Origin of the sequence: Kordiimonas marina (assembly GCF_023006325.1) — a bacterium.
GTDB lineage: Bacteria > Pseudomonadota > Alphaproteobacteria > Sphingomonadales > Kordiimonadaceae > Kordiimonas > Kordiimonas marina.
Window position 1 is genome coordinate 39694 of the sequence record NZ_JAINDF010000005.1, and the last position, 25678, is coordinate 65371.

The window sequence follows — 25678 nt, forward strand, 5'->3', positions numbered from 1 at the left end:
GCAAACCGGCGCGCGCGGCTGTATACACCCCACTTCATCGAACGGTCCGGCTGATATATGGGCTGCCGAGGTCGTTCAAAACAGCAATCTTTACGCAAAGTGGAGACCAAGAAATGCCCAAGATGAAGACGAAGTCGAGCGTCAAAAAACGCTTCACCCTGACCGCCAAAGGTAAGGTTCGTGCGACTCAGGCCGGCAAACAGCACGGCATGATCAAGCGCACCAACAAGCAGATCCGCAACCAGCGCGGCACCACCATTATGGCTGAGTGCGACGCCAACATCATTCGGAAGTTCATCCCTTACGGCCTCTAAGCCGTTTCGGACCCTTCAAGGTTAAGGAGACCATACCATGGCACGTGTTACCCGCGGCGTTACATCCCACGCTCGTCACAAGAAGGTTCTGGAAGCTGCTAAAGGCTACCGGGGTCGTCGTAAGAATACCATCAAGGTTGCCCGCCAGGCTGTAGAAAAAGCCGGCCAGTACGCATACCGCGACCGCAAAGCCAAGAAGCGCAACTTCCGCGCTCTCTGGATCCAGCGGATCAACGCCGGTGCGCGCGCGCTCGGCCTGCCCTACGGCCAGTTCATGCACGGCCTGTCGCTCGCTGGCGTCGAGCTTGACCGGAAAGTGCTGAGCGACCTTGCGATCCACGAACCGTCTGCGTTTGAAGCACTGGTGAATCAGGCTAAGGCCGCCCTCGCCAACTAAGGTGCTTCGCGCAAGCGACCAAGTTACATGAAGGGGGCCTGGCCGTTGGCTAGGTCCCCTTTCTATTTGCGCGGGTGGTGAGGCCGCCTATCCGGCGACAGCCCCCGCGACACTGGCTTTGATTAGATCATTCGGAAACCGGGAAAAGTCATGCAGGAACAGATTTCAGCCCTCCGGGACGCGCTTACCGCCCAGATCGGTAGTGCTGCCGACCTTCAGGCGCTAGAAGATATCCGGGTCGCCGCCCTCGGCAAGAAGGGCAGTGTCTCGGGGCTGATGAAAGGCCTTGGGGGCATGAGCCCTGAGGAGCGCAAGGAAATGGGCCCCGCGCTCAACGGTCTCAAGACCGAAGTCGCCGACGCCCTTGCTGCCCGCAAAGATGTACTCGAAGACGCCGCGCTGGAAGCGCGCCTCACCGCTGAGCGTGTCGATGTGACCCTGCCGGTGATGGACCATCCCGCAGGCACCATCCACCCGGTAAGCCAGGTGATGGACGAAATCGCCGAGATTTTCGCCTCCCTCGGCTTCGATGTCGCCGAAGGCCCGGATCTCGAGAGCGATTTCCATAACTTCACCGCGCTCAACATCCCGGAAGAGCACCCGGCCCGCCAGGACCATGACACCTTCTACCTGACGCCCGATGAAAACGGTGACCGCAAGGTCCTCAGGACGCACACGAGCCCGGTGCAGATCCGCACCATGCTTTCCAAGAAGCCGCCGATCCGCATCATCGCGCCCGGCCGCACCTACCGGAACGACTCGGACGCCACGCATACGCCGATGTTCCACCAGGTCGAAGGCCTGGTGATCGACCGTGACACCCACCTTGGTCACCTCAAGGGCACTTTGGAAGCCTTCCTGAAGGCCTTCTTCGAAGTCGACGCCGTCACGCTGCGGCTGCGCCCCAGCTATTTCCCCTTCACCGAACCGTCGATGGAAGTGGATGTGCAGTGCAGCTTCAATGAAGGCTCGGTCAAGATCGGCGACGGCAACGACTGGCTGGAAATCCTGGGGTCCGGCATGGTGCATCCGAACGTGCTCCGCGCCTGCAACCTCGACCCGAACGAATATCAGGGCTTCGCATTCGGCGTCGGCATCGACCGCCTCGCCATGCTGAAATACGGCATGAACGACCTGCGCGCCTTCTTCGACGCTGATCTCCGCTGGCTGAAGCATTATGGCTTCGCCGCCCTCGACCTGCCCACCATCGCCGGAGGCCTGAGCAAATGAAATTCACCCTGAACTGGCTTAAGGACCACCTGGAAACCGAGGCGGGCCTTGATGAAATCCTGAGCACACTGAACAGCATCGGCCTTGAGGTCGAAGGTGTTGAGAACCCGGCCGAGAAGCTGGCGCCCTTCACGGTCGCCGAAGTCCTGGAAGCCGAGCCCCATCCGGACGCCGACAAGCTCCGGGTCTGCAAGGTTTCGACCGGCACGGAAACGCTGCAGATCGTCTGCGGCGCCCCCAACGCGCGCGCAGGCATCAAGGTCGTGCTCGGCCAGCCCGGCGCCTATGTGCCCGGCCTCGATGTGACGCTCAAGAAAGCCAAGATCCGCGGTGTCGAATCGAACGGCATGATGTGCTCGGTGCGTGAGCTGGAGCTCGGTGACGAGCATGACGGCATCATCGAACTGCCCGAAGACGCGCCTGTCGGCCAGGCTTTTGCCGATTATGCCAAGCTGGATGACCCGGTGATCGAGATCGCCATCACCCCCAACCGGCAGGACTGCCTGGGTGTGCACGGCATCGCCCGCGACCTGGCGGCGGCGGGCCTCGGCACGCTGAAGCCCCTGAAGGCGACGGCTGTCGGTGGTGAGTATGAGAGCGACGTCACCGTCTCGATCGACCTGCCGGAAGGCGCTGAGGATGCCTGCCCGATCTTCATTGGCCGCAAGTTCACCGGCGTGAAGAACGGCGACAGCCCCAAATGGCTGCAGGACCGGCTGAAAGCCATCGGCCTGAGGCCTATCTCCGCGCTTGTCGATGTCACCAACTATATCTCCTACGATCTCGGCCGCCCGCTCCACGTCTATGATGCGAACAAGCTGACCGGCAACCTGAAAGCCCGGCTGGCCGAGGCTGGCGAAAGCTTCCTCGCGCTCGACGGCAAGACCTACACGGCCGAAGGCGGCGAGACCGTGATCGCGGACGACGCCGGCGTTCAGGGCTTCGGCGGCATTATCGGCGGCGAAGACACCGGCTGTGACGAGACCACCACCGACGTCATCCTCGAGGTCGCCTATTTCGACCCCAAACGCACCGCCATCACCGGCCGCAAGCACGGCATCATCACCGATGCCCGCTACCGGTTCGAGCGCGGTGTCGACCCGCTGTTCGTCGAGACCGGCGCCGAGATCGCCAGCCAGATGATCCTCAATCTCTGCGGCGGCAAGCCGAGCACGCTGTTCCAGGCGGGCGTGACGCCGGACTGGGGCCGCGCCGTGCCGTTCCGCGCGAGCCGCGTGAAGACCCTGGGCGGCGTTGACCTCAGCGCGGACGAAAGCCTCGCGATCCTGGACCGTCTCGGCTTCACCGTTATCGGCGATGACCCCTACACGGTCGAAGTGCCGAGCTGGCGCCGCGATGTCGAAGGCGAAGCCGACATTGTCGAGGAAGTCCTGCGCATCCACGGCTATGACAATATCCCGTCAGTTCAGCTGCCGGTGACCGACCATAAAGCCGGCACGACACTGAGCCCGCGCCAGAAGCGCGCCCGCGCCGCCAAAAGGCGACTCGCCGCCGTCGGTCTCCATGAAACCATGACCTGGTCCTTCATGAACCGCACGCTGGCCACCCTGTTCGGCGGTGGGAACGATTGTCTTATCGTCGACAACCCGGTCTCGTCCGAGCTGGATTGTATGCGCCCATCGGTCCTGCCGAACCTGGTGGAAGCCGCCCAGCGCAACCGCGACCGCGGCGCGCAAGGGGTTGCTCTGTTCGAGGTTGGGCCGGTTTATCTGGACGACACGGAAAAAGGCCAGCTGCTGGTCGCCACCGGTATCCGCGCCGGTCGCTTCGCCGATCGTCACTGGGCCACGAGCACCCGCACCGTCGATGTCTTCGACGCCAAGCGCGATGCCATGGCAGCCCTTGAAGCCGTCGGCGCGCCTGTCGCCAACCTGCAGGCATTCGACGAAGCCCCGGACTATTACCACCCCGGCCGGTCCGGCACGCTGCGCCTGGGGCCCAAGAATGTCCTGGCAAGCTTCGGCGAATTGCACCCCAAGGCCCTGAAGGGCCTGGACGCAGACGGCCCCGTTGTCGGCTTCGAAGTCTATCTGGACCGCATCCCGCAGCCGAAGAAAACCGATGCCGCCCGTCCGGCGCTGACGGTTTCCAACCTGCAGTCCGTGGAACGCGATTTCGCTTTCCTCGTCGAGCGGGATACCAAGGTGGCTGACCTTGTGCGCGCGGTGAAGGGGTCGGATAAAACCTTCATCACCGATGTCAGCGTTTTCGACGTCTATGAAGGCAAAGGTGTGCCGGAAGGTCAGAAGTCAATCGCGCTTTCCGTGCTGCTGACGCCGACCGATGCCACCTTCGCGGATAAGGACATTGAGGCCATTGCCGGGCGCGTTTGCGCAGCCGCTGAAAAGGCCACCGGGGCCGTTCTTCGGAGCTAGAACCCGAAAAAATAGATCAAATTTTAATCGATCGGGCTTGAAAAAAGTTCCCGATCGGTTTTCATAGGCGGGAGAGAGGTATTTAAGAATGGGGTTAACTCCGTTCTTTTTAAGGTATGGGCACCTAACTTGGCCGGAAAGCAAAACAAATCGGACGCGAGCGTTCCCTTAAAGCTGCGCCTTAAGGCGTGGTGGGAAGGGTATGATCCTGACGATATCAAAAAACGGCTACAAGCCCGGCAGCCCAAGCCCGAAGCCACAGCCGCCTCAGCGCCAAAAACCGATAAGCCGAAACGGCTGGATGCCGAAAACCTGGACCCGTGGGATGAAGCCACGGTCGACATTGCCCAATATATCTGGGGCAAGGGCTTTTGCGGTCCGGGGGGGCCGGACTATATCGTCTCCCTTTCCAAACTCCTGGCGCTGAGCCCGGAAATGTCCATGCTGCAGATCGGGGCCAGCCTCGGCGGGCCTGCCCGCGTGCTGTGTGACCGGTTCGGTGTCTGGATCACCGGCTATGAAGAGTCGCAAACCCTTGTCGACAAGGGCAACAAGCTCTCCAAAATGGCCGGAATGGAGAAAAAGGCGACGCTGGAGCAATATAACCCCAACGATTTCGAGGGGTTCGACCGCAAGTTCGACCGCGTGCTGGCGAAGGAAGCGCTTTATACCATCGAAGACAAGGCTGCCATGATCGAGAAGATCGAGGACAAGCTGAAACCCGGTGGCTTGTGCCTGATTACCGATTATGTGCTGAGCTCGGATTCCGTGCTCGGCAAAGACCGCTACAAGGAATGGGTCGTCGGGGAGCGCCTGCGTCCCTTCCCGGTGCTGGTAGAGGACATGACGGACATCCTGAAGCGCAACCGCCTGCAGGTCCGCGTTTCGGAAGATATCAGCCTTCAATATATCGAGATGATCAACAAGGCCTGGGCCGGCGCTGACGAAGTGGCGGCCAAGCTCGCCAAGCGCGAAGACGGCACCGTCATGATACAGACCCTGATGCGTGAAGCCGAATTCTGGACCCGGCGCAAGAAGATGCTGGAAACCGGCGACCTGAAGCTGTGGCGGATTGTTTGCAACAAAAAGTCCGGCGGCCCGTCGATGATGTCGGACTGGTAAGACCTGACCACGCCTTCATGGCGGGCCTATCCTGCCTCCATAGAAAATTTCACCTGTTTCCGCCGCCTTCCCTGCCTGTCTCACGGGTTGTGGACTTGCAACAACCTGTCCGTCCGGTCATGATCCTTCTCTGTTATCTGAGGGAGTAAGGTATGAGCGAACATCTGACGTTCCCGGTGCCGGCATCGGCGCTTGAGGGCACACATTGCACCAACGAACAATATCTGGCCATGTACGAGCGGTCGGTCACCGACCCGGAAGGCTTCTGGCGTGAGCAGGCGGCCCGCATCGACTGGATGAAGCCGTTCACGAAAGTAAAGAACACAGACTTCACCGGTGACGTATCGATCAAATGGTTCGAAGACGGCACGCTCAATGCCTCGGTCAACTGTATCGACCGCCACCTGCCCGAAAAGAAAGACGATGTCGCGCTGATCTGGGAAGGCGACGACCCGTCGGATGACGCCCATATCACCTATGGCGAGCTTTACGAGCATGTCTGCCGCTTCGCGAACGTCCTGAAGGACCAGGGCGCGAAGAAGGGGGACCGCATCACCATCTATATGCCGATGATCCCCGAAGCCGTGTATGCCATGCTGGCGTGCGCGCGCATCGGTGCCGTGCATTCCGTGGTGTTCGGCGGCTTCTCGCCCGAAGCGCTGGCGGGCCGCATCGACGACTGCCAGTCCAGCATGGTCATCACCGCCGACGAAGGCCTGCGCGGGTCCAAGAAGATCCCGCTCAAGGCCAATGTCGATGCCGCGTGCGAGAAATGCCCGGAAGTGGAAAGCGTGATCGTCGTCCGCCGCACCGGCGGCGATGTCGCCTGGAACGAAAGCCGCGATGTCTGGCTCCATGAAGCCTCGGCCACCGTTCCGGCCAAATGCGCGCCTGAGGAAATGAGCGCCGAGGACCCGCTCTTTATCCTCTATACCTCCGGCTCCACCGGCAAGCCCAAGGGCGTGCTCCATACCACCGGCGGCTATATGGTCTGGACCTCGATGACCCATGAATATGTCTTCGACTACCGGCCGGGTGAGATTTACTGGTGCACCGCCGATGTTGGTTGGGTCACCGGCCACAGCTATATCGTCTATGGCCCGCTGGCGAACGGCGCCACCAGCCTTGTCTTCGAAGGCGTGCCGACCTACCCGGACGCCAGCCGCTTCTGGAAAGTGGTTGAAAAGCACAAGGTCAACATCTTCTATACCGCCCCGACCGCCATCCGCGCGCTGGAACGCCTGGGCGACGGCCCCGTGAAGGGAACCGACCGGTCAAGCCTGCGCCTTCTCGGCTCGGTGGGCGAACCGATCAACCCGGAAGCCTGGATGTGGTATCACGACGTGGTGGGCGATAAGCGCTGCCCGATCGTCGACACCTGGTGGCAGACCGAAACCGGCGGCGCCATGATCACGCCGCTGCCTGGTGCGACGGCAACGAAGCCCGGATCGGCCACCCGGCCCTTCTTCGGCGTCAAGCCCGCACTCGTTGACGGCGACGGCAAGGTCCTCGAAGGCGCCACCTCAGGCAACCTCGTCATCACCGACAGCTGGCCCGGCCAGATGCGCACGGTTTACGGGGATCATGAACGCTTCAAGCAGACCTATTTCTCGGCCTACAAGGGCATGTATTTCACCGGCGACGGCTGCAAACGCGACGAGGACGGCTATTATTGGATCACCGGCCGGGTCGATGACGTGATCAACGTCTCCGGCCACCGGATCGGCACCGCCGAGATCGAATCCGTCCTGGACGAGCACCCACACGTCACCGAGTCCGCCGTGGTGGGCTACCCGCACGACATCAAGGGACAGGGCATCTATGCCTATGTCACGCCGCCTGAGGGCGTTGAACCGTCCGAGGATCTGAGGAAAGAACTGGTCGCCCTTGTCCGCAAGGAAATCGGCCCGGTCGCGAGCCCGGATCATATCCAGTTCGCGCTCGGCCTGCCCAAGACCCGCTCGGGCAAGATCATGCGCCGTATCCTCAGGAAGATCGCCGAAAACGAATTCGGGAACCTGGGTGATATCTCCACCCTCGCCGACCCATCGGTGGTTGAGGACCTGATCGAACACCGCCTGAACAAATAGCATTCAGAAGGCAAAAGACTTGGAAAAGGGGCCATCAGGCCCCTTTTTTCATGCGCTCACGCCCCCGGCAAACCCGGCGACGGCATCCATCGCTTTCTGCCAGTTTTCCTCGGTGGTGAAACCGGATTTCTTGCGCGGTTTCAGGTCATGGTCGCCGTCCGGCATCCGCGCGACACGAATATTTCCGGGCAGGCTCAGGCTATCGAGAAGTGCGGCGCCGCCGAACGGGTCGCGTTCGCCCTGGACGATCAGCGCGGGCATGGCAATGTCCGGGAAATGCTCGGTGCGCACCTTCTCGGGCTTGCCCGGCGCGTGGAACGGATAGCCGAGGCAGATGAGGCCTGCGACACCTGCGGGCTTTTCAGCCGCGATCAGGCTCGCCATGCGCCCGCCCATCGACTTGCCGCCGATGAAAAGCGGGTCTTCACCACCCACCTGATCAATCACACTCTGGAAATGTTCCAACAGTTTGGGCGCCCGGTCCGGCGGGCGCTTTTTGCCATCTTCCCGCCGTTTCGCCATATAGGGAAACTCGAACCGCACAACTTTCAGGCCACGCGCCGCGAGGCCATGCGCGAAGGCGTCCATGAACGGGCTGTCCATGCCTGCGCCAGCGCCGTGCGCCAGGAGCAGCGTGCCCAGGGACCCCTCGCCCGTGATCAGAAACTCATCCTTCATGTGCGTCCTTTCTTGCTTCTTTTGCCCGTCTAGCATCCTTCACCACTTGTGCAAAGCGCCGCGGACCGTCATGCTGTGCAGCCTTGAGGACAGGACAAGACCCTGTAGGCGACAGACGAGCGGGAGACCGAACATGGTGACACTTTATCTTTTAAGGCACGCCAAATCGGATTGGGACCATCCCGACCTGGCCGACCATGACCGTCCGCTTGCCAAGCGCGGCACCCGCGCCGCCAAAACCATGGGCCGCCGGATCAGTGCGCTCAAGATCCGGCCTGACCTTATCCTGTGTTCAACCGCCCGCCGCGCCCGTGACACGCTGAAGGGCGCCTTGAAGGCCGGGGCGCTTGAGGATGTCCCCGTCACCTTCAGCGACAGCCTATATGGTGCCAGCGCAAGCGACCTGATCGACATCGTCCGCAAGGAAGGCCATGGGCTCAGCTCGGTCCTGCTGATCGGCCACAACCCCGGCTTCCAGGACTGCGCGCTCGCGCTCTCGGGCAGTGGCGACGCCGCCCTTCTGGACCGGCTGGATTATAAACTGCCGACCGGCAGCCTTGTCGGGATCGAGTTCACCGACCATGATTTCGCCACCATCGGCCCGGCCCGCGGCCGCCTGACCCTGTTCGAGCGCCCCGCCGATCAGGCATCTTCCTGACGGCTTCCTCCGGAGGGCACACTCCGGACTATTTCAGCGTAACCTTGAATATCGCGTTCGAATCACAAAATGGTGCGTTAGAGCCGGGCGCCCGGGCTTTCGTGCTATGATTGACTGCTCTTTGTCCGTGTTTGCATTCGGTGGTGGAGAAAAACCGACATAATGACGACACAAGGTCTCTGTATGCAAAGGCCAGGGGAGAAGTGGACGGCGCCGTGAACAGCGCCCTTTTCACCGTCCCGAACGGGTGCTATGACGATTTAAGTTCAGTTGGGGAGTAGCTACGCGTGTCCCTTGCCTCACGCCTGATCCTGATATGCCTGACCCTTGGTCTTGCCGGCTGTAACCCGGTGGCGAAAGCCCCCGCGTCACCCGAGGCCATTGTCGGTACACGGGCGCTTATCAAGGGCTACGGCCAGGAAATGACGGCGGAAATCCGCGAAGTCAAAGGCAAGCTGGTCACCACCGAATTCCAGTGGCAGGGCGGCGAAACCGCCATCCGGTCCTATTATCGCGGGCTTTATGCCGTCAGCGGCCGTGGCAAGGGCTATCACTGGGAAGCCGATTTCGACGAAGCCAAGCTTGAACCCCTGTTCCCGCTCACGGTCGGCAAGGAAGTCAGCTTCAGCGGCACCTCGCGGGATATCGACCGCGGCACCAGCGCCGATTTCTGGACCAACCTCAGCGTTGTCGACCAAAAGACCATCGAGCTGCCCACAGGCGCGCGCAAGGTGTTCGTGGTCGACATCGTCACCGAATATCACAAGGGTAATGTGGTCAAACGCAAGACCAACACGGTCTATTTCGACCCCAAACTGTCGATGGTGCTGAAATCCGTGGTGCATGACGGCAATTACCAGCGCTTCTGGCGCGTGGTGTCGATCGACGTGCCGGGTGACGGCAAGGCAAGGCCTTCCCCGACCCAGCAGCGCCGCGCCGGCACCGTGATGATCTGACCCTCAAAAGAATATTACCGTTATGCCCGGACGCGGGCGAAGCTGTGCGGGCTCATGCGCCGGTAGCTGAGCGCCTCGGCAATATGGCCGCTGGTGATGGCATCGGTGCCCGCAAGGTCCGCCAGCGTGCGCGCAACCCGGAGCACCCGGTGATAGCCGCGGGCGGACAGGCGCATGGCATCGACCGCGCGGGTCAGAAGCTCCCGCCCTGCCGCGTCAGGCGCTGCCACCTTTTCCAGAAGCTCGCCATCCGCCTGGGCATTGACGCGCACACTGGCCGCACCAAGGGAGCGATAACGTTCCGTCTGACGCTCACGCGCCGCTGCCACGCGGGCGCGCACAGCCGCAGAATCCTCCCTGGGTGGCGGCAGGCTGAGGTCGGATGCGGCCACGGCGGGCACATCCACATGCAGGTCGATCCGGTCGAACAGGGGACCGGAGATACGCGCCTGATAGTCCGCGGCACAGCGCGGCGCCCGGCCGCAGCTCATGCCTTCATCGGCAAGATAGCCGCACTTGCACGGATTCATCGCCGCGATCAGTTGAAATTGGGCCGGATAACTTACATGGGCGGCTGCCCGCGCGATCACCGCCTTGCCGCTTTCAAGCGGTTGGCGCAGCGCTTCCAGCGTTTGCCGGGAAAATTCCGGAAGCTCATCGAGGAATAGCACACCGGCGTGCGCCAGCGACACTTCCCCCGGTTTCGCGCGCGCGCCGCCACCAATGAGCGCCGGTTGGCTGGCGGAATGGTGCGGGGCACGGAATGGGCGGGTGCGGCTGATGGTGCCGCCTTCGAGCCGCCCGGCGACCGAGGCGATCATGCTGGTCTCCAAAGCTTCTTCGGCACTCATCGGCGGCAGGATCGACGGCAGGCGCGAGGCCAGCATCGATTTGCCTGAGCCCGGCGGGCCGGACATGAGCATGGTGTGGCCGCCCGCCGCCGCGATTTCCAAGGCGCGCTTCGCCGTCTCCTGACCCTTGATGTCACGAAGGTCGAGCTGGCCCTCGGGCGTGTCCGCCAGCTTGGCTTCAGGTGGGCTCAGGATCTGGGTGCCGCGGATATGGTTGATGAGCGCGAGCAGGCTTGGCGCGGCGATAATTTCACCGCCGCCGGCCCAGGCGGCCTCAGGCCCCGAAGCCGCAGGACAGATGAACCGGCTGTCCGACGCCGCGGCATGGATCGCCGCCGGCAAGGCACCGGCGACCGCGCGTAAGGTTCCATCAAGCCCCAGTTCGCCCATCGCCACCGCGCCTTCTGCCGCATCGGCGGGCACCACCGCCATCGCGACGAGGAGCCCAAGCGCAATGGGCAGGTCATAGTGCGAGCCTTCTTTGGGGAGGTCAGCAGGCGACAGGTTGACGGTGATCCGGTCCGCGGGCAGCGACAGGCCGATGGCCGAAAGGGCCGCGCGCACGCGTTCCCGCGCTTCGCTCACTGCCTTGTCCGGCAGGCCGACCACGGTGAAGGTGGGGATGCCCCGGCTGATCTGGACCTGCACCTCAACCGGCCGGGCCTCAATGCCTTCGAACGCCACCGTCTGCACGCTTGCAACCATAGAGTCCCCGCTCTGCTGTTCTGGATTGTGGAGATTAGAACAAAACAGAAACAAGGTCCAGAAAGACTTGAAGCTAAGAAAGGCTAGGAACGCGGGCCATAGTCCCGGGCCGGGACGTCGCTGACGAGCGCCAGAAGCTGGTCCAGTTCCCGCTCGGTCAGGCGGCCGATCCGGCGCGCGAGCAGGTTGACCGCCTCGGTCGCGCGCGGGTCGAGCCCCGAGGTGTCGATCGTCACCTTGGGCCGGGACATGAGCGCCAGGTCCTTCAGGGCCTCGGCTTCATCCCAGATCAGCCCAAAATACTGGATGACCTTCTGGATGAACGCCCAGGACGGCGCCCCCCGCTTGCCGTGTTCGAGCGCGGACAGGTAAGCGGGCGAAACATTGATATCCGCCGCCATATCGGCCTGGCTGACGCCTTTCGCGCGCCTGAGGGCACGCAACCTGTCACCGAATGGGGTCATGACCTGCGCTCCAGGGGGCTTTTGCGGCGCAGGAGGACGTAAAGCGCCCCGTCACCGCCATGGTCGGGCGCGGCCGGACCGTAAGACTGAATGAAGGGCTTGAGATCCGGCCCCTCAAGCCACAGAGGCACCATGCGCTTGAGAACACCGCCGAACTGATCGAAATCACTCCGCGTGCGGAAGGCGGCGGGTGTGCCATCGCTTTGGGCAAAACGCTTGCCGCCCTTACCGGTGACGACAAGCAGGGTTTTTTCGCCCGCGCGCACCGCAGACTCGACCGTGCGTTTGAGCAGACGCTGCGCCTGTTCCTGGTTAAGGCCGTGCAGATCGACCGAGCGCGCCACCGGCATCTGCCCGCGAACCAGCCGCCTGCGGGTCTTGCGGTCGATGGTCTTTTCGGGCTCGGGCGCCGTCCCGGCGAACCAGTCAGCCGGAAGCTCGGCGCCGCGCCCAAGCGGGCGCACCATGCGCCGGGGGGCAATGGGCGGCGCGTCCGGGCGCTCGCCGAGCGGGGTGACCGTGCGGGTCACCGTTTCCCACAGGGCGCGCTCTTCCGGCGTCATCATGTCCTTGCGCTTGCTCACGACCCGGTCTCCACCGCGCGCGCGGCCAGGGCCTTGGGAAGCAGCAGCCAATAGCGGCCTTCATTGTTCATGCGGCCGGAAATGGCCTCGGCCTCGTCGCCAAAGCCCCAGAAGACATCGCCGCGGATTTCGCCGTTGATGGCACCGCCCGTGTCCTGCGCCACCATCAGGCGCTCGAAGGGCACGCCGGGTTCGTCAACCGCGCTATCGGGCGCAGGATAGCTGGTGGCGAGCCACACCGGCGCATGGAGCGGTAGATGCACCCGGTCCACCGCCATTGAGCGGCGCGCGGTCAGGGGCACCCCGGCAGAGCCGTAAGGCCCGTCGGTGCCGTCCAAAAGACGGAAGAAAACGAACGACGGGTTGGTGTTCATCACCGCGTCCATCTGGTCCGGGTGCGCCTTCAGCCAGGCGCGGATCGCCTGCATCGACATATGTTCGGGCGCGATTTCGCCATCGGCGATCAGCTTGCGGCCGATGGCATAATAGGGGTGGCCGTTTTGCCCGGCATAGCCGACGCGGATCAGGCTTCCATCATCCATCTGTACCCGGCCGGAGCCCTGGATCTGCAGGAAGAAAGCATCGATAGGATTGTCGACCCACAGGATTTCAAGGTCGCGGCCCTTGAGCGCGCCGTCCTCGATCGCCTCCCGGTCGGCATAGGGGACCAGCTTGTTGCCAACGACACGCCCGGCGATGCGGCGGCCCTTCAGGTCGTCCCGGAACGTGCCGAGGTCGACGCTGACAAGGTCATCCGGGCGGGCATAAAGCGGGATGTGATAGCGGGCAGACCGGGTGCGGCTGCCGTGCAGCAGGGTTTCATAATAGCCGGTGAAGGTGCCCGCCGTTTTACCGCCGACCGACACTTCAAGCGGCGTGAAACGGCTTTCCAGGATATGGCGCAGCTCGTCTTCGGCATGAACCAGCATGATATCGCGGCAGGCTTCCTGCCAGTCGCCCGCGGTGCCGCCGATCCTGGCGCCGGGCAGGCGGCGTTCCGGCGGCAGGGACAGGATCTTGTCACAGCTTTTCTGGAGGGCGGGCAGGGCCTCGATCACCAGGTCCTTGTGCCAGCCCGGTAGGTCCTCGAACGACACTGCGCGGAAGCTCAAGCCCGCTTTCGGGGCGGAAATCAGGAAATAGGCCGCGACAAGAGGCAGTGCCAGCAGCAGAAAGGCCGCAAGCCATGCCCATACCCTGCGCATGAGGTCAGGCCGCCCGGGTGGCGACGAGGGTCCAGTTCGGGTCACGTGACCGGGTGGAGCGCGCGAATGTCCATTTGTCGTTCATCTCGACCGCGTCCGAAACATCGCCTTCGACCACATTGCCATCTTGATCGCGGGTGATGGCGATGACCTCGGCCTTGAAATGAACGGTCAGCTCAGCGCTGCCGTCCACCAGTTGCGCGCCGACAAGCTCCGCCTTCTCAATTTCCAGAAGCCGGTTTTCAAGCTTGTAATTATTCTTCTCGCGCGCGGTGATCGCCCCTTCGAACTGGCTGTAGACCTGATCGTCCAGAAACTCCTGAAGGGTTTTGCGGTCCCCGGCCCAGAAGGCTTCCAGAATCATCTGGTAGGCGCTTTTCGCGCCGTCCATGAAGGCTGCCGGGTCGAAACTGCGGTCAGCGCGGCGGATATCTTCCAGGGCACGGCGCAGCTTGGGGTCGGCCGTCAGGTCGATAATATTATCCTGCGCCTCGCGGGGGACGGTTTCACCCTCGATCACATGGCCGTTCGGGCCTTCAGGGGCCTGGCGGGCAAAAGGCGGCAATGGCTCGTTACCAGTTTTTTTGCCAAGTTCCGACCGCAGCCTCAGGAGGATAAAGGCGGCGACCATGGCAAGCAGAACGATTTCAAACATATCGATCCCAGAAGCTGAAATTACGGTTTTTCCAAGCACCCCATTGAAGCGGCACCCGTTCATCCCCTAATAGATAAGGGGAATCACAGGAAAGAACAAGGAATGCCGCTGATCATTCTTATGGCTATTTTAGCCATCCCGGTTGTCGAGCTGACGGTGCTTATTCACGTCGGCGGCGAAATCGGGGCGCTCAACACCGTGGGGCTTTGCCTCCTGACCGCCGCCATCGGCCTGACGCTCGTCCGCCACCAGGGCCTGAAGGTCCTTGCGGACATGCAAACGGCCGCGAACCGGGGGGAGCCGATCGGCGCCAGCCTCGTCCATGGCTTTTTCCTGGTGGTCGCGGGTTTCTTCCTTCTGATCCCCGGCTTTGTCACCGATACTATCGGGGCCTTGCTCCTGATCCCGCCTGTCCGGATGCTGTTGGCCAAGCTTGGCTTTGCACACCTGATGGTCCGGCGCGGGAGCGGCACAAGCCAGACCACCATCATCATCGAAGGGGATTTTGTGGAAACCGATCACCCCGACCGCCCTACACGCGGAAGAGGTGACCAGCACACAGATACTCCGCCTCATATCGGTCCAAACGGGCCGGAAAATTAGGAAACGCGCCGCACACACCACATTTGCAGGTTGTCGGATGGCTGAAACCGTGCTAGCCGTTCACCCGAATTCGCCGGTCTCCCAAGCCGTGGAGGCCATGGGGGATGGCAGACAAACAAGAGTGATAAAATGGCTGATAACGAATTTACCACCGATCAGACGCCGATGGGCGCCGCACCCGAAGGTGCCGAAGGCCCGCAAGCCGGCGTTCTGGCCCAGTATATCAAAGACCTGTCCTTCGAGAACCCGAATGCGCCCGCAAGCCTGCAGGCCCTGTCGGCTGCGAAGCCCGCGATTGACGTCAATGTCAATGTCGGCGTCCGCAAGATGAACGACGAAGTTTATGAGGTCGAACTGAAAATCTCCGCAACCGCATCGCACGCCAACGAAGATGGCAGCGAGAGCCATGTTGCCTTCGTGGTCGAGCTGGCCTACGCCACGCTCTTCGGTGTCCGGGGCCTCCCGGAAGAAGCCCTCAAGCAGTTCCTGCTGATCCAGGGCCCGACCATGATGTTCCCGTTTGCACGCCGGATCATCGCCGACGCTTCGCGCGACGGTGGCTTCCCGCCGCTCCTTCTGGAGCCGATCAACTTCGAAGCGCTTTACCAGGCCCAAGCGGCCCAGGAAGCGCAACAAGCCCAGGCAGCGAATGCTGCAGGGGACAGCGAAGACCCTGCACCGATCAGCCTTAACTGATCGGTTCAGACAACCGTTCCGAAATGCAAGGACGGCTGCCGAGGGATACCTCAGCAGCCGTTTCCTTTTGGGCAGACTGTCGGGCTTATGCCGCGGCGCCCACGGCCGCGCGGCGCTTATCCAGCCTTTCCTGCATCACGGCTGAGACCGCCGCGACAATCTCGGGCTCTGCCACGTCCGGGTGCCCGCCCTCGAACGGCGGTGCCGGGTTATATTCGGTGGCGAGCTGGATCATCTTGGCGGTCTTCTCGCCCACCATCTCCGCCACCAGCGTGAGCGCGAAGTCGATCCCTGCCGTCACGCCGCCACCCGTGAACCGGTTACGGTCGCGCACGACCCGGCCCGCGGTCGGGATGGCGCCGAAAGCCTTGAGCATATCAACCGATGTCCAGTGCGAGGTGGCCTTATAGCCCTTCAGAAGCCCCGCCGCGCCGAGGATGAGCGATCCGGTGCAGACGGAGGTGACATATTTGGCGTGCGCGCCCTGCCGCCTCAGGAATTCGAGTGTTTCCTCATCCTTGAGCAAGGCGTCCACATGCGGGCCGCCGGGAACGCACAGCACGTCAAGCTGCGGGCAGTCCGCCAATGTGACCGTGGGCAGGATCCTGAGCCCGCTATCGGACTCGATCGGGTCCAGGCTTTTCGCGGCCAGATGCACCCGTGCGCCGGGCACATGCGCCAGCACCTCATAGGGGCCGGTAAAATCCAGCTGGGTCATGCCGGGGTATAGATAAAAACCGATCTCCATCATCGTCTCCTTCAGGCCAAAGCTTGCCGTTGCTGATGGCCCGACCCTACGCTTGCCCGACCTTGGCTGATATGACACATTATTATTGATTTCTGCCAATCCACAGATGAGGAAAACCTGATGCCCAAGGTCGTGATCGTCGGTTTCAAGGACGCGCAGGTCCTCGATATCACCGGGCCAATGCAGGTGTTCGCCTCGGCAAATGACGCGTTGGGTACGCCGCATTATGAGCTGGTCCTCGCCGGGGCCGACGGCCCGCTGGTTGAGACCACATGTGGCCTGGGCCTTCAGGCCGTGCCGCTGGACACCGTCAAACCATCCGGCATCGATACGCTGCTCATCAGCGGCGGGGACGGCGTCCGGCAGGCGGTGGAGAACAAGGCCCTTCTGGCGTGGGTCAGGGCCGCTGCCCCCACTTGCCGCCGCGTGGGCTCAGTCTGCAGCGGCACGTTCGTCCTGGCGGCGGCGGGCCTTGCGGACGGCCGCAGGGTGGCGACCCACTGGGATGCCGCCCGCCTCCTTGGACGGCTGTACCCGGCCCTCACGGTGGACGCTGATGCCCTCTATGTGAAGGACGGCAAGCTCTGGACCTCCGCCGGGGTGACAGCGGGCATCGACATGGCGCTGGCGCTGGTGGAGGCCGACCTCGGCCGTGATATCGCGCTCGGGATCGCGCGGCGGCTGGTGGTCTATGCCCACCGGCCGGGCAACCAGTCCCAGTTCAGTGCACTTCTCAAGGGCCAGACCAAGGCGGGCGGACGCTTCGCCGCCACCATAGACTGGATGGCGGCCCATATGGCCGACCCGGTCACGGTGAGCGACGCGGCAGCGCACGCCGGGATGAGCGAGCGCAGCTTCCACCGCCATTTCGTTGCGGAGACCGGCGAAACCCCGGCGCGGTATCTGGAACGGCTGCGGCTTGATAGCGCCCGCGCGCTCCTGGAACGGCCGGGCCTACCCTTAAAGACAGTCGCTGCGGAAAGCGGCTTCGGCTCAGCGGGGCGGCTTATCCAGGTGTTTGAGCGCCGCTTCGGCATGAGCCCCACGGCCTACCGGCAGCTTCACGGCCGCTGATCAGCCCTTCAGCCAATCCTGCCAGACCGGGCTTTGCGCGATCAGGTCGACGACAAGGCCGTAGCCGCCAGCGCCTGGGTGCGCGCCATCGCCAGCCAAGGCTTCCTGCCGCCAGATGTCCGACGCCATGACGGCGTCAAAAATATTCACATACGGCGTTTTGTGAAGGCGCGTGAAGGTGATGAGCTGACGCGCCATCTCGCCTATCCGGTTGGTCGCCGCAGCATCATCCGCAACCGGGAACGGGCTTACGAACAGCACCGGGGCCATTTTGCCCGCGTCGACCATCAAGGTCTTGGCAATCCTGAGCCGGTCCACCTGCCCCACCCGAATGCGCTTGTTTTCGGTGAGAAGGCAATCGTTGGCACCGAAGCAGAAAACGATACGGTCGGGGTGTGCGCCTTCCGCCTGACCACGCCAGCGCGCGAGGATATCGGTGCCAGTATCGCCCTGCACACCGAAATTGGCGACCGTAAAGCCCTGCGCCTTGCCAAGCCGCCCGGCCCAGCCGAGACCATCCGGATCACCGACACCCTGGGTGAAACTGTCGCCGAAAAAAGCGATTTTCATGGACCCGGCCCTACCGTGCGGCTTTGGCGAGGCGCAGGAGCGCGCGGGCGCAGATGACCTCAGCCGGGTTGCCTGTGGTCTTGCAGTCAAGCTCGGCCTTGAGGAGGATATCGAGCGCGGTTTCGATCTTGCGGGAAGACCAGCGGCCCAGTTCGCCCTGGAACCTGTCGCGCTCGCCAAAGAAAACCGGCGGGCGGAGCTTGCCCATGGCCTCAGACGCACTCAGGCCCTCATCCATATGGCCGCGCGCTAAGTGGAAACGCATCATCCGAAGCTGCAGATGCCGGAGGATCGGGATGGCGCTATGGCCCGCGGTCCAGGCGCGTTCGAGATATTTTTCAAGCTGGGTGAGGTTCCCGGCGGTGACCGCTTCGGCGATCTGATTGAGGCCGAGCGCGGCGGTATCGCCCACGCAGGCCTTGGCATCCGCCAGCGTCACCTGCGACGACTGCTTGCCCATATAGAGTACAAGCTTGTCGAGCTCGGCGCGGCTGATCATGCGGTCGCTGCCCAGATTATCGACCAGATAAGCGACCGCATCCTGCGTTGCGGTGAGGTTGGCGTCCCCAAGCACGGAATGGATAAGCCCCATCAGGTCCTGGGCGCTGTCCTCATAGCAGGCGATGGCGAGGCCCGCCTTGGCGGCTTCCATAAATTTCCTGAGCGACGATGTCGGCTTCAGGTCACCCGCAGTGATGACGAGGAGGCCATCCCCCTGGTCGCTATCGACCGCGAGCTTCACCGCCTCCGTCACCTCATTGCCGACGCCTTCCAGCCGCACGAGACGGCGGCCACCCATCATCGAGAGGGCCGCGACTTCGTCGAGAAGAATGGAGGGTTCAGCCTTGATCTGTTCAGACGTGGGGCGCGCGACCTGGAAGGGATCGGAAAGGTCCGGCGAGATCTGCTTGCCGATCTTCTCCGCGCGTTCCCGCACCAGGCCTTCGTCCCGGCCGAAGATGAGCACGGCCCGGACTTTCGGGTCGATGGACTTGAGGATGGGCGGTATATCGCGCGGTTTAACCTTCACGGGCGGCGCCCCTCCATCCTTCAGCCTTTGGAGAAATAGAGCGCAAGGCGCCGGTGAATGCGTTCAGCGAGGTCGAGCACCAGCCGCTTGGCCGAGTCCTCACGCTGGGCGACGGTGGCAAAGTCCGAAAGCACGAGGTCATAGGCGGTCCGGGCGCGCAGGTCGTCCTCAAACAACTTCTTGCCGTCCTTGAGCGAAATGAAGATGACGTGCGCCTTCATTGTCAGCTGTTCCTGCGTTGCCGCGGCATCCGGACGGAACCCGTAAACCTCGGTTTCCTGGTGGAGCGTGACTTCAAGGCGGTAAGCCGGCACACCCGCTTCGTTCAGGCGTTCGGTCAGCTGGTTGCGCATGATCTGGCCAAGCCGGTCGGCAATCGGCGCCACTTCGACACTGGCGAGCTGGGTTCGCATGGCGTCAGACGAGCCGCCAGCCTCATAAAGCGGCGTGAACCCGCAGGCCGACACCAGAAGCGCCGCCAGGACGAGCGATATGCGAACCGCCCCCCGCATCAGTTGGCCACGATATTGACGATGCGGCCAGGCACGACAATCACCTTGCGGACCGTGAGACCGTCGAGGCTGCGGTCGACCTTCTCGCTTGCGAGCGCGATCTTCTCAACCTCATCCTTCGGCATGTCCTTGGCGACTTCGATCGTGTCGCGGACCTTGCCGTTCACCTGCACCGCCATCTTGACCGTGTTATCGACCGTGAGTGCGACGATCGCCTTCGGCCACGGCGTTTCGGCGACCAGCGTCTTGTGGCCGAGCTTCTGCCACAGTTCCTCGGCGAGGTGCGGCATCATCGGGCTGACCAGCATGACCAGGGTTTCAAGCGCTTCACGCATGACCTCGGCCGCGCCGTCGCCTTCGACCTTGGCACCGATAGCGTTGGCATATTCGTAAAGGCGCGCGACGGCCTTGTTGAAATGCAGTGCTTCAATATCGGCAGTGATGTCGACGATGGTCTTGTGCGTGGCTTTCCGAAGCGCGAGCGCACTGTCGGACAGGCTTTCCGGCACCGCGGCGCCAACAGCGGCCACGGCAGCAGACGGGGCATCAACCATGCGGAACACCCGCTGGGTGAAGCGCCACGCGCCTTCGATGCCGGCTTCGGTCCAGAGAAGGTCACGCTCGGGCGGGCTGTCGCTGAGCACGAACCAACGCGCGGTATCGGCGCCATACTGGTCGATGATGTCATCGGGATCGACGACATTCTTTTTCGACTTGGACATTTTTTCAATCCGGCCCTCGGTGACATCGAGGCCGTTGTCCGAACGGAAGAAGCTTCCGTCTTCACGGCTGCGCACCATCTCCGGGAACACCCACTGGCCTTCGGCGTCCTTGTAGGTGACATGGTTGACCATGCCCTGGGTAAAGAGGCCTTCGAACGGTTCCTTCACCTGGGTGCGGCCAACATGGTTGAGCGCGCGGGTGAAGAAGCGGGCATAAAGAAGATGCAGGATCGCGTGTTCGACACCGCCGATATACTGGTTGACCGGCAGCCACTGATCGACGACGTCGCCATCGAACGGCTGATCGCTTTCCGGGGTCACAAAACGCAGGAAATACCAGGACGAGTCGACGAACGTGTCCATCGTGTCGGTTTCGCGCACAGCCTTGCCGCCACATGTCGGGCATTTGGTGTGCTTCCAGGTCGGATGATGTTCGAGCGGGTTACCCGGACGGTCGAAGGAGACATCCTCCGGCAGCTTGACCGGCAGCTCTTCCGCGGGCACCGGCACGACGCCGCAATCGTCACAGTGGACGAACGGGATCGGCGTGCCCCAGTAGCGCTGGCGGGAAACACCCCAGTCGCGCAGACGGTAGTTGATCGTGCGTTCGCCCCAGCCTTCTTTCTCGGCCCGGTCGATCATCTCTGCCTTGGCGGCCATCGTTTCCATACCGTCGAGGAAGCGGCTGTTGAACATCTTGCCGGGGCCGGTGTAGGCCTCGTCGCCGATAGTGTAGCTTGCCGGGTCTTCGCCTTCCGGCAGAACCACCGGCAGGACCGGGAGGTCATATTTGCGGGCAAAGTCCAGGTCGCGCTGGTCCCCGGCGGGGCAGGCGAAAATCGCGCCCGTGCCATAGTCCATCAGCACGAAGTTGGCGACATAGATCGGCAGCTTCCAGTCCGGGTCGCACGGATGCTTGACCGTAAGGCCGGTGTCGAAGCCTTTTTTCTCGGCCTTTTCGATCGCTTCCTCGGTGGTGCCGGTTTTGCGGCAGTCCTCGATGAAGGCTTTCAGGTCGGCATTGTCTTCGGCCAGCTTGGCGGCCAGCGGGTGGTCCGCGGCGATCGCACAGAAGCTGGCGCCGAACAGCGTGTCCGGGCGCGTGGTATAGACCGGCAGGCTTTCGCCCGTCTCGGAAATCTCAAACGTGAACTTCAAGCCTTCCGAGCGGCCGATCCAGTTTTCCTGCATCAGGCGCACCTTGTCCGGCCAGCGGTCCAGCGTGCCGAGGCCTTCGAGGAGCTCTTCGGCGAAATCGGTGATCTTGAGGAACCACTGGCTGAGCTTGCGGCGTTCAACCACCGCGCCCGAGCGCCAGCCGCGGCCGTCGATCACCTGCTCGTTGGCGAGCACGGTATTGTCGACCGGGTCCCAGTTGACCCAGCTTTCCTTCCGGTAGATGAGACCGGCATTATAGAAATCGATGAAGATCTGCTGCTCTTTGCCGTAATAGTCGGCATCACAGGTGGCGAACTCGCGGTCCCAGTCGATGGCAAGGCCGACCTGCTTCAGCTGGTCGCGCATGTTGGCGATATTGTCGTAAGTCCAATCCGCCGGGTGGACCTTGCGCTCCATCGCGGCGTTTTCGGCCGGCATCCCGAAGGCGTCCCAGCCCATGGGGTGCAGCACTTCATAGCCGTTGGCGCGGCGGAAACGCGCGACCACATCCCCGAGGGTATAGTTGCGCACATGGCCCATATGGATGCGCCCTGAAGGATAGGGGAACATCTCCAGCACATAATATTTCGGCTTGGTCGACGTGCTGTCCGTTTTGAAGATTTTGGCGTCCGTCCAAATCTTCTGCCATTTGGCTTCCGTGGCCTTAGCGTTATACCGCGACATGGTTTCTTTCTCGATCTTCAACAACAAAGGGCCGGACCAAGCCGGCCCGGCACATGTACCTCAAGGACCCGCCAGCCGCGCCCGGGTTAAGCCCCTGGCGCGCGGCGAAACGTCCTAGTGCCTGGCCTGAACCCGGAGCCGACGCGCCTGGGTGAGGATGGCTTCTTCGAGCTTCAGCTCGGTCGCTGCCTGAACCGGCGCGGTGACCCAGTTGCCCTGGTCCTGCTTTTCCCGGACTACATCGACCTTGATGCCGTCCGACCGCAACTCCTGCGACAGGAAGCGCACGGTAACTTTCACGCGTTCTTCCGGCGCATCGGGGGTCGAATACCAGTCGGTCACGATGATGCCGCCCGCGGGCTCAACCCGATCAAATGGCATGAAGGAAAGCGTATCGAGCGTCGCCTGCCACAAATAGCCGTTTACGCCGATCGCGGTCGTCTTGGGCTCAAGACCAGCGCTGGCCTCGTCACCACGATGGAACAGACCACAGGCCCCAAGAGCCAAACCAAGAGACAGGACCAGCATTGATCGGGTCAAAATTCGCATACCACACCCTTCAGATTCGTTTTTCGCGCTCAACGACCGACACCCGTCTTCCGCGTACCAGCCAGAGCTTTAAGCGGGTTATAGCGGTCCGAGAAGGCGCTGACCAGTCAGAAAAACGTCCAAATCGTGGCAGTAGGGACACAGGTCACCTCATTTTTGTCAGGTCCCCTTGCATCAGGTGGGGGAGATTCAATACCATGGCGTCTAAGGTTTAGGTCATGAGTCGGTATGGAACCATGAAACGCGTTTTGAAATTTGGAATAGTCGGCCTTCTGATGGCCAGCGCATCCGCCACTGCACAGGCGGACGAAAAGACGCGATTCCAGTCTTCGGGTTTCCTGCAGAGCCTCGACCTTTTCATTTCCGAACAAATGTCCAAGCTGCGCAGCGACCACCAGACGCCGAAAGGCAAGACCACGGAAGACCTGGGTCTCAGCCTCCGCGATACGTCGGACGCGCGCGATAGCGGCTTCCTCTATCTCAGGGACCGCACGGCCCCCGCACAAACCAAGACGGAACACACCCTAACAGCCCGGCCCGATTTCTCGTCGCTGCTGGCACCGTCCGGGACCGTACGTGGCACCTATGGCCAGGATATCTTCGGCGCCAACAGCCGCCTGGGCGTCAGCTTCGGGTCGCCCAAAGCGAAGGCTGAAGGCAAAGGCCTGGAGATCGCGCTTGAAAGCGCCTACCGCCTGTCGATGCAGGGCATCCCGGCGACGACCGGCTTCGGCGACAATAATTTCGACCTGGCGGAACGCGAATATAACCTCGGCGTTTCCGTCGGCTATTCCGGGTTCGGGTTCGACGCGTCGATCATGCGCCAGACCAACCTGTTCAAGGGTGACCTGTCCGGTTACGGCGTCGGCTTCTCCTACCGGTCGACCAGCTGGGCCGCGCGCCTGTCGCTCAACGAATATAAATCCGGCGCCGACCTGTATGGCATCGAGAACGATGCCCGCAACTTCATGGCCGTGGAACTGGGCGCCAGCTACCGCCTGACCGACCGAGTCGGCTTCCTGGGCGGCGTGCGCTACTATGATTACGGCAACCGCCTGATGCTCGACCCGACCACAGGCGACCGGTCGCAAATGATCTTCCTCGGCGGCCGCCTGAAGTTCTGATCTTTCCGTTTTCTGGAAAAAATGCCTGATCGCCGGCCCTAGAGGTCGGCGAAACAGCTTATGCCGGCAATAGCATAGAGCCCGAACGGCTTCAGCTGCGGGGCGGTCGTGCGTGTGATACCGCCAAGCGCCGCGATCGGCAGCCCCGCCCGTGCGATGAGCCCGGCGAAGCGCAGCACCCCGAGCGCGGGCGCATCCGGGTGGCTTGCCGTCGGAAAGACGGGGGAGACCAGCGCGACATCAAGCCCAAGCCGGGCAGCGCGCACCAGCGCCGGGCGGCTATGGCACGCCGTACTTACGAAATCAAACGCCGGCCGGGCGCCGGTTTTCATCAGCTGGTATTCGGGCAGATGCACCCCATCGGCCCGCACGGCGTGCGCGAGATGAGCGTCGCCCGCGACCAGCAGTTTCAGACCAAACTTGCCGGTGACCGCCCGCAGGGCCTTGGCGAGTCCCCTGCGGTCGGGGTGGTCATAATCCCGGCAGATAACGATGCTGCCTTCAGGCAGGCGGGCGCAGACATCCTCAGGCACCGGTACGCGGGCCTGGTCGGTGATGAAGATAAGCTGCTCCACCGCCGCCGCACGCTTGAGCGCGACAGCTTTCTGATAGGCCCGTGGGGCCGCAATTTTATGTCCGGTCTTGACCATGACCGCTCCTTAGCACATAGGGGGAGAAACGCCAGTGCCGCTTTGACACGCAGTAAAAAGAAAGGCCCCACCATGCAGGGAGACATCGCCGCCAACATCGCCCATATCCAGGATGAGGTCGCGAAAATGTGCGCGCACGCCGACGTGCCCCTGAATGAGCCACGGCTGATCGCCGTCTCCAAGGTGCAGCCGAAGGAACGTGTCGTCGCCGCGCTTGAGGCCGGGCAGCGCGTGTTCGGGGAAAACCGGGTGCAGGAGGCGGAGGAACGCTGGGGCGAGCTGAAACCGCTTTACCCGGGCGTGGAGCTGCATCTGATCGGTGGGCTGCAGACCAACAAGGCGGCCAAGGCCGTAGAACTGTTCGACTGTATCCAGTCGGTCGACCGGCCCAAGCTCGCCCGCGCGCTGGCCGCCGAGATGGACAAGCAGGACAGGCACCTGCCCATCTATCTTCAGGTCAATACCGGACGCGAAGAGCAGAAAGGCGGCTGCCTGGTCGAAGACCTGCCCGCTCTTCTTGAGACCTGCAAAGAGCTCGGCCTCAAGGTCGTCGGTCTCATGTGCATTCCGCCGGTGGGGGACGACCCGAGCCTGCATTTCGCGCTTCTCAGGAAACTTGGCCGCCAGTATGGGCTTGAGCGCCTGTCGATGGGCATGAGCGGCGACTATGCGCTGGCAGCAAGCATGGGCGCGACCGACATCCGCGTCGGCACCGGCATCTTCGGCGAACGCGATTACGGCTAACCGATTTTCAGGATATCGTCCGGGCTGACGAGGCGCAGGAAACGGCGCAGGTCAGGCGCGGCGAGGGCGACACAGCCCTCGGTCGGGGTATAGCCCGGCCGTGCCACATGCATGAAGATGGCGCTGCCCTTGCCAGGAATAACCGGGGCATCATTGTGGCCGATCACCACCACGAGGTCATAAAGCCCGTCGTCCCGCCACATTTTTTCGTGGCTGGGCCCATAAGGCAGGCGCACGAGCTTGTTATAATTCGCATCCTCCGGGGCATCGCACCAGCCATAGTCGGCGCTCAAGGCCTCACACGGCAATTTGGTAAAGGGCGGTTCTTCATGGTCCGGGCGGTAGAAGACCCGGCGGAACGGATAGCGGCCCATCGGTGTGGCGCCGTCGCCTTCCTGTTTGCGGTCCTCAGGCACCATGGCGCCACGGCCAAGCGCGCAGGGTACATCGAACAGCGGACCGGTAAGGCGCCCCTTGCGGGCGTCCGTGCTGTCCATGCTGACCTGCCA

The 25678-nt window shown here is 62.7% G+C and carries 27 protein-coding genes; 13 read left to right on the forward strand and 14 right to left on the reverse strand.

Annotation, left to right across the window (positions count from 1 at the left end):
- Positions 1-113 precede the first annotated feature (113 nt).
- From rpmI to acs, 6 genes are all read left to right on the forward strand, one after another.
- Complete coding sequence (rpmI, locus tag K6118_RS11990; RefSeq protein WP_247120600.1) at positions 114-314, forward strand: 50S ribosomal protein L35; 201 nt, start codon at positions 114-116, stop codon at positions 312-314.
- A 37-nt stretch (positions 315-351) separates the two neighbouring features.
- Positions 352-711: a 50S ribosomal protein L20 gene (gene rplT / locus K6118_RS11995; protein ID WP_247120601.1), complete on the forward strand. Its 360-nt coding sequence runs from the start codon at positions 352-354 to the stop codon at positions 709-711.
- 150 nt (positions 712-861) lie between these two features.
- A complete protein-coding gene (pheS, locus tag K6118_RS12000) occupies positions 862-1941 on the forward strand; it encodes a phenylalanine--tRNA ligase subunit alpha (protein WP_247120602.1) in 1080 nt (359 codons plus the stop codon).
- Positions 1938-4337: a phenylalanine--tRNA ligase subunit beta gene (gene pheT, locus K6118_RS12005; protein WP_247120603.1), complete on the forward strand. Its 2400-nt coding sequence runs from the start codon at positions 1938-1940 to the stop codon at positions 4335-4337. Before pheS ends, pheT begins: the two co-directional genes overlap by 4 nt.
- A 129-nt stretch (positions 4338-4466) precedes the next feature.
- On the forward strand, positions 4467-5459 hold the full coding sequence (locus K6118_RS12010; protein WP_247120604.1) for an SAM-dependent methyltransferase: 993 nt from the start codon (positions 4467-4469) through the stop codon (positions 5457-5459).
- A gap of 152 nt (positions 5460-5611) precedes the next feature.
- Positions 5612-7549: an acetate--CoA ligase gene (acs, locus tag K6118_RS12015; protein WP_247120605.1), complete on the forward strand. Its 1938-nt coding sequence runs from the start codon at positions 5612-5614 to the stop codon at positions 7547-7549.
- Between the two features lie 48 nt (positions 7550-7597).
- Here acs and K6118_RS12020 read toward each other — a convergent pair whose 3' ends face one another.
- On the reverse strand, positions 7598-8227 hold the full coding sequence (locus tag K6118_RS12020; RefSeq protein ID WP_247120606.1) for an alpha/beta fold hydrolase: 630 nt from the start codon (positions 8225-8227) through the stop codon (positions 7598-7600).
- Positions 8228-8360: 133 nt separating this feature from the next.
- Between K6118_RS12020 and K6118_RS12025 the strand changes: the two genes are divergently transcribed.
- The gene (locus K6118_RS12025) at positions 8361-8885 is read left to right on the forward strand and encodes a SixA phosphatase family protein (RefSeq protein WP_247120607.1); all 525 of its coding nucleotides are present in this window, start codon (positions 8361-8363) and stop codon (positions 8883-8885) included.
- Positions 8886-9172: 287 nt separating this feature from the next.
- Positions 9173-9841 carry a hypothetical protein gene (locus K6118_RS12030; RefSeq protein WP_247120608.1) on the forward strand — a complete coding sequence of 223 codons (669 nt, stop codon included), beginning with the start codon at positions 9173-9175 and terminating at the stop codon, positions 9839-9841.
- 20 nt (positions 9842-9861) lie between these two features.
- Here K6118_RS12030 and K6118_RS12035 read toward each other — a convergent pair whose 3' ends face one another.
- The 5 genes from K6118_RS12035 to K6118_RS12055 form a co-directional block, all read right to left on the reverse strand.
- A complete protein-coding gene (locus tag K6118_RS12035; protein WP_247120609.1) occupies positions 9862-11397 on the reverse strand; it encodes a YifB family Mg chelatase-like AAA ATPase in 1536 nt (511 codons plus the stop codon).
- An 83-nt stretch (positions 11398-11480) separates the two neighbouring features.
- Positions 11481-11861, reverse strand: coding sequence for a helix-turn-helix domain-containing protein (locus K6118_RS12040; RefSeq protein WP_247120610.1), 381 nt, complete (start codon positions 11859-11861; stop codon positions 11481-11483).
- Positions 11858-12445 carry a Smr/MutS family protein gene (locus tag K6118_RS17575; protein WP_247120611.1) on the reverse strand — a complete coding sequence of 196 codons (588 nt, stop codon included), beginning with the start codon at positions 12443-12445 and terminating at the stop codon, positions 11858-11860. The genes K6118_RS12040 and K6118_RS17575 overlap by 4 nt, the downstream gene beginning before the upstream one ends.
- Positions 12442-13650 (reverse strand): murein transglycosylase A, encoded by a 1209-nt coding sequence (mltA, locus tag K6118_RS12050; protein ID WP_247120612.1) that lies wholly within the window; start codon positions 13648-13650, stop codon positions 12442-12444. The genes K6118_RS17575 and mltA overlap by 4 nt, the downstream gene beginning before the upstream one ends.
- Before the next feature lie 4 nt (positions 13651-13654).
- Positions 13655-14305, reverse strand: coding sequence for a Tim44/TimA family putative adaptor protein (locus tag K6118_RS12055; RefSeq protein ID WP_247120613.1), 651 nt, complete (start codon positions 14303-14305; stop codon positions 13655-13657).
- Positions 14306-14407: 102 nt separating this feature from the next.
- Between K6118_RS12055 and K6118_RS12060 the strand changes: the two genes are divergently transcribed.
- On the forward strand, positions 14408-14908 hold the full coding sequence (locus K6118_RS12060) for an FxsA family protein (protein ID WP_247120614.1): 501 nt from the start codon (positions 14408-14410) through the stop codon (positions 14906-14908).
- Positions 14909-15037: 129 nt separating this feature from the next.
- Entirely contained in the window at positions 15038-15604 is a 567-nt protein-coding gene (secB, locus tag K6118_RS12065) for a protein-export chaperone SecB (protein WP_247120615.1), read from the forward strand.
- A gap of 85 nt (positions 15605-15689) precedes the next feature.
- On the opposite strand, the gene K6118_RS12070 is transcribed toward secB, so the two are convergent.
- Positions 15690-16355, reverse strand: a complete 666-nt coding sequence (locus tag K6118_RS12070; RefSeq protein WP_247120616.1) for a DJ-1/PfpI family protein — start codon at positions 16353-16355, stop codon at positions 15690-15692.
- Positions 16356-16472: 117 nt separating this feature from the next.
- Between K6118_RS12070 and K6118_RS12075 the strand changes: the two genes are divergently transcribed.
- Entirely contained in the window at positions 16473-17426 is a 954-nt protein-coding gene (locus tag K6118_RS12075) for a GlxA family transcriptional regulator (RefSeq protein ID WP_247120617.1), read from the forward strand.
- On the opposite strand, the gene K6118_RS12080 is transcribed toward K6118_RS12075, so the two are convergent.
- The 5 genes from K6118_RS12080 to K6118_RS12100 all read right to left on the reverse strand — a co-directional run bounded on the left by K6118_RS12080 (position 17427) and on the right by K6118_RS12100 (position 22651).
- Positions 17427-17996, reverse strand: coding sequence for a GDSL-type esterase/lipase family protein (locus K6118_RS12080; RefSeq protein WP_247120618.1), 570 nt, complete (start codon positions 17994-17996; stop codon positions 17427-17429).
- Between the two features lie 10 nt (positions 17997-18006).
- Complete coding sequence (gene holA, locus K6118_RS12085) at positions 18007-19026, reverse strand: DNA polymerase III subunit delta (protein WP_247120619.1); 1020 nt, start codon at positions 19024-19026, stop codon at positions 18007-18009.
- Between the two features lie 20 nt (positions 19027-19046).
- A complete protein-coding gene (gene lptE, locus K6118_RS12090; RefSeq protein ID WP_247120620.1) occupies positions 19047-19538 on the reverse strand; it encodes an LPS assembly lipoprotein LptE in 492 nt (163 codons plus the stop codon).
- Complete coding sequence (leuS, locus tag K6118_RS12095; RefSeq protein ID WP_247120621.1) at positions 19538-22102, reverse strand: leucine--tRNA ligase; 2565 nt, start codon at positions 22100-22102, stop codon at positions 19538-19540. Before leuS ends, lptE begins: the two co-directional genes overlap by 1 nt.
- Before the next feature lie 114 nt (positions 22103-22216).
- Complete coding sequence (locus K6118_RS12100) at positions 22217-22651, reverse strand: DUF3576 domain-containing protein (protein WP_247120622.1); 435 nt, start codon at positions 22649-22651, stop codon at positions 22217-22219.
- Positions 22652-22899: 248 nt separating this feature from the next.
- Between K6118_RS12100 and K6118_RS12105 the strand changes: the two genes are divergently transcribed.
- Positions 22900-23775, forward strand: a complete 876-nt coding sequence (locus K6118_RS12105) for a porin (RefSeq protein ID WP_247120623.1) — start codon at positions 22900-22902, stop codon at positions 23773-23775.
- 38 nt (positions 23776-23813) lie between these two features.
- Here K6118_RS12105 and K6118_RS12110 read toward each other — a convergent pair whose 3' ends face one another.
- Positions 23814-24425 (reverse strand): thiamine phosphate synthase, encoded by a 612-nt coding sequence (locus tag K6118_RS12110; protein ID WP_247120624.1) that lies wholly within the window; start codon positions 24423-24425, stop codon positions 23814-23816.
- Between the two features lie 72 nt (positions 24426-24497).
- Here K6118_RS12110 and K6118_RS12115 point away from each other — a divergent pair, with 72 nt between their 5' ends.
- Positions 24498-25169 (forward strand): YggS family pyridoxal phosphate-dependent enzyme, encoded by a 672-nt coding sequence (locus tag K6118_RS12115; protein ID WP_247120625.1) that lies wholly within the window; start codon positions 24498-24500, stop codon positions 25167-25169.
- Here the strand turns inward: K6118_RS12115 and K6118_RS12120 are convergent.
- Positions 25166-25666, reverse strand: coding sequence for a L,D-transpeptidase family protein (locus tag K6118_RS12120; protein WP_247120626.1), 501 nt, complete (start codon positions 25664-25666; stop codon positions 25166-25168). The two genes, K6118_RS12115 and K6118_RS12120, sit on opposite strands and share 4 nt — an antisense overlap.
- Positions 25667-25678: the final 12 nt, after the last annotated feature.